This window comes from Sphingopyxis sp. (assembly GCF_035250425.1).
GTDB lineage: Bacteria > Pseudomonadota > Alphaproteobacteria > Sphingomonadales > Sphingomonadaceae > Sphingopyxis.
In genome coordinates, this window is sequence record NZ_DATFFD010000159.1 from 1 (window position 1) to 3,519 (window position 3,519).

At 65.6% G+C, this 3,519-nt stretch carries 2 protein-coding genes and 1 pseudogene; 1 reads left to right on the forward strand and 2 read right to left on the reverse strand.

Going from position 1 to position 3,519, the window contains the following annotated elements; translation table 11 throughout:
• Positions 1 to 410, reverse strand: a pseudogene (locus VJ811_RS09385) (DNA mismatch repair protein MutS); the annotation flags it as partial.
• 133 nt (positions 411 to 543) lie between these two features.
• Here VJ811_RS09385 and VJ811_RS09390 point away from each other — a divergent pair.
• A complete protein-coding gene (locus VJ811_RS09390) occupies positions 544 to 2,808 on the forward strand; it encodes an NADP-dependent malic enzyme (protein WP_324072011.1) in 2,265 nt (754 codons plus the stop codon).
• Positions 2,809 to 2,869: 61 nt separating this feature from the next.
• Here the strand turns inward: VJ811_RS09390 and VJ811_RS09395 are convergent, their stop codons facing one another.
• On the reverse strand, positions 2,870 to 3,352 hold the full coding sequence (locus VJ811_RS09395) for an outer membrane protein assembly factor BamE (protein ID WP_324072012.1): 483 nt from the start codon (positions 3,350 to 3,352) through the stop codon (positions 2,870 to 2,872).
• Positions 3,353 to 3,519 lie beyond the last annotated feature (167 nt).

The following is a 3,519-nucleotide window of genomic DNA, read 5'->3' on the forward strand; positions in this document are numbered from 1 at the left end:
CTTTCCTCGGTGAGCGTGCCCGCCGTCACGAAACGCACGATGTCGCGCGCGACGAGCGCCTTCGACCCGCCCCGCGCTTTCGCCTCCGCCGGGGTTTCGACCTGCTCGGCGATCGCGACGCGGTGCCCGGCGCGGATCAGCCGCGCGAGATAGGATTCGGCCGAATGGACGGGGACGCCGCACATCGGCACCGGCGCACCGCCATGCTCGCCGCGCGAGGTCAGCGCGATGTCGAGCGTCGAGGCGGCCGCCTTCGCATCGTCGAAGAACAGCTCGAAGAAATCGCCCATGCGATAGAAAAGCAGGCAATCGCCGGCCTTGTCCTTCAGCGACCAATATTGCGCCATCATCGGCGTCGCGGCGGGCACGGGGTTGTTCATATTGGCAGCGGAGCGGGCGGTGACAGGCATGCGATATGCTTAGGGATGGATATAGGGCCGTGGCAAGACACGCGCGCGCGATTCGCGGGTTCCATTTCCGCTTGGCGACGCTAGGGAATGGGCTCGGGCGCGCATCTTGTGAATTCATTTGAGAGGATAAACGATGGATAGTGGTAGCAAGGTGCAATTTTCGGACCGCGAGGCGCTGCTTTACCACGAATATGGTCGGCCCGGAAAAATCGAGATCGTCGCGTCGAAACCGATGGCGACGCAGCGCGACCTCAGCCTTGCCTATTCGCCCGGCGTCGCGGTTCCGGTGCTCGCAATCGCCGAGAACCCCGCCAAAGCCTATGATTATACGATCAAGGGCAATCTGGTCGCGGTAATCTCGAACGGCACCGCGATCCTCGGGCTCGGCAATCTGGGCGCGCTCGCATCGAAGCCGGTGATGGAAGGCAAGGCGGTGCTGTTCAAGCGCTTCGCCGACGTCGATTCGATCGACCTCGAGGTCGATACCGAAGATCCCCAGCGCTTCATCGAAGCGGTCGAACTGCTCGCGCCGAGCTTCGGCGGCATCAACCTGGAAGACATTGCCGCGCCCAACTGCTTCATCATCGAAGCGGCGCTGAAAGAACGCATGAACATTCCGGTGTTCCATGACGACCAGCATGGCACCGCGATCATTACCGCCGCGGGCCTGATCAACGCCTGTTACCTCACGGGACGCGACCTTGCGACGGTGAAGGTCGTCGTCAACGGCGCCGGCGCCGCGGCGATCGCCTGTACCGCGCTGATCAAGGCGATGGGCGTGCGGCACGAAAATGTCATCATGTGCGACCGCAAGGGCACCATCTATCAGGGCCGCACCGAAGGCATGGACCAGTGGAAATCGGCGCACGCCGTGCCGACCGAAGCGCGCGACCTGACCGAAGCGCTCGTCGGCGCCGACGTGTTCCTCGGCCTGTCGGCCGCGGGCGCGCTGAAGCCCGAGATGGTGAAGGACATGGCCCCCGCGCCGATCATCTTCGCGATGGCGAACCCCGATCCCGAAATCTCGCCGCCGGATGCGCGCGCGGCACGGCCTGACGCGATCATCGCGACGGGCCGGTCGGATTATCCGAACCAGGTCAACAATGTCCTGTGCTTCCCCTTCATCTTCCGCGGCGCGCTCGACGTCCATGCGACCGCGATCAACGAGGAGATGAAGATCGCGGCTGCATACGCTATTGCCGACCTTGCGCGCCAGCAGGTGCCCGAGGAAGTCGCCGCCGCATACGGCGGGCGCGCATCGAGCTTCGGTCCCGAATATATCATTCCCTCGCCCTTCGATCCGCGGCTGATGGAAATCGTGCCCGCGGCGGTCGCCGAAGCGGCGATGAAGAGCGGCGTCGCGCAGCGGCCGATCGACAATCTCGACGAATATCGTACCCAGCTCCGCGCGCGGCTCAACCCGACCACCTCGGTCCTCACGCTCGCCTATGAGGCCGCGCGCAACAATCCGAAGCGCGTCGTCTTTGCCGAGGGCGAAGAGGAAGTCGTGCTGCGCGCCGCGATCCAGTTCCGCGATGGCGGGTACGGGATTCCGGTGCTCGTCGGGCGCGAGGGGCTGCACGACAAGCTCCGCGCGATGGGCGTTGCCGATCCCGAAAGCTACGAGGTTCACAACAGCGTCAATTCGCCGCACGTGCCGCAGATGGTCGACCTGCTCTACGAACGGCTGCAGCGCCGCGGCTACCTCCGCCGTGACGTCGAGCGCATGGTCAATCGCGACCGCAACATCTTCGGCTCGCTGCTCCTCAAAATGGGCCTCGGCGACGCGATGATCACCGGCACGACGCGCACCTATTCGCAGTCGATGCGCGAGATCCGGCGCGTGATCGACCATGCCGAGGGCAAGACGCCGTTCGGCATCCACGTCCTCGTCGACCAGCATCACACCATCTTCATGGCCGACACGACGGTCAACGAGCGGCCGACCGCCGAGATGCTCGCCGATATCGCCGAGCGTACCGCACAGGTCGCGCGGCGCATGGGGCACGAGCCGCGCGTCGCCTTCCTGTCCTATTCAACCTTCGGCAACCCGGAAGGAAGCTGGCTCGAGAGCATCCGCGAGGCGGTGTCGATCCTCGACCGACGGGCGCCCGGCTTCGAATATGAAGGCGAAATGGCACCCGACGTCGCGCTCAACGAGAAGGTGATGAAGAATTACCCCTTCTGCCGCCTGTCGGGTCCCGCGAACGTGCTGATCATGCCGGGGCTGCAATCGGCGAACCTGTCGGCGAAGCTGCTGCGCGAACTGGGCGGCGGCGCGGTGATCGGCCCGATGCTCGTCGGCATGGAGAACCCGGTACAGGTCGCGACGATGGCATCGACCGCATCGGACCTCGTCACCCTCGCGGTGCTCGCGGCGGGCGGGATCGCGCAATAAGAAAAAGCGGCGGTGCCCTGGGGCGCCGCCGCTCTTCTGTCCGTTGCCGGTGTCCGCGGGCTTACTGCCCCGGAGCCCCCGCGCCCGGCGCGCCGACGGCGCCGATGTTGCCGAAGATGTCCTCGAAGAAGCTGCGGTGACGGCCGAGCGTCGGCGTCTTGTCGCCTTCGGGGCTGATCTTGCTCACCAGTTCGAGGCCGGTGCGATCGACCGCGGCGACGTTGCCCGCGGCGTCGAAGCGGACGCGAAGCACCTGCTGATCGACCGGGCGCGGCTTGGCAAAGGCGAGCTGGCGCGTTTCGCGCGAGACATAATAATATTCATTGTTGCTGAACTGGCCGACGAAGGTCGGACGGCCGAGCGTCTTTTCGACCGATTCGCGGTTGTCGACGCCCGCCGTGATCGCCTCGGTGAGCAGCGGATCGACGACATAGCCCTGGCGCCCCTTCAGCTGCGCGCAGCCGCTGGTGGCGAGCAGGGCGGCAAGGCCGAGCACGACGAGGCGCACGCGCGGGGCAGGAAGCGAAAGGTTCGAATTCGGCATCAAATATCTCCGTTGCGCCTGTCCGCCGCTTGTCCCGGCGGTCGGCGCTGGCTCTCTCGCGCCTCTTAACCGCAAGCGGTGAGCGCGCACAAGCCGCTTGTGCCGCGGCAAAGCTTGCCACAGGCTGACCGGCAGCTCTTTTCCGGCGGCGCGAATGCGCCTAAGCA

What these genes read in the sequence shown, in the direction of transcription:
- VJ811_RS09390 (WP_324072011.1), top strand. Translation starts at nt 544, where the DNA reads ATGGATAGTGGTAGCAAGGTGCAATTTTCGGACCGCGAGGCGCTGCTT.
- VJ811_RS09395 (WP_324072012.1), bottom strand. Translation starts at nt 3,352, where the DNA reads ATGCCGAATTCGAACCTTTCGCTTCCTGCCCCGCGCGTGCGCCTCGTC.